This is a genomic window from Mesorhizobium sp. M5C.F.Ca.ET.164.01.1.1 (assembly GCF_004792125.1).
GTDB classification, from domain to species: domain Bacteria; phylum Pseudomonadota; class Alphaproteobacteria; order Rhizobiales; family Rhizobiaceae; genus Mesorhizobium; species Mesorhizobium wenxiniae.
Map to the genome: position 1 here is coordinate 1 of NZ_SRTG01000443.1, position 307 is coordinate 307.

The following is a 307-nucleotide window of genomic DNA, read 5'->3' on the forward strand; positions in this document are numbered from 1 at the left end:
GGAAGGTCCACCGCAACTACAGTGTCTCCGTCCGCGGCAAGGATATCGACCAGGGCACGGCCGATCCCGCCCGCGGCGCCTGTGATGATTACGGTGCGTGCTGCCAGTTTCACGAGAGCTTCTCCACGATGACCGCTTGTGATCTCAGCCCATCGACCTTGGGCGGAATGAAGGGCCGAGCCAAATCGTTGCAGTGACCGCCAGTTGCGGCCCCACACAGATGTCGTTCCCGTAGGGCGCTCATCCTCCATTTCTACCCACTTATGCAGCTCCCAGTTGGGGACCCTCGACGCCATCTTGGTCGGTG

At 61.6% G+C, this 307-nt stretch carries 1 protein-coding gene; it reads right to left on the minus strand.

Going from position 1 to position 307, the window contains the following annotated elements:
- A partial coding sequence (locus EN807_RS37770) for an SDR family NAD(P)-dependent oxidoreductase (protein ID WP_135938068.1) occupies positions 1–113 on the minus strand: 113 nt, incomplete at its 3' end.
- Between the last annotated feature and the right edge of the window lie 194 nt (positions 114–307).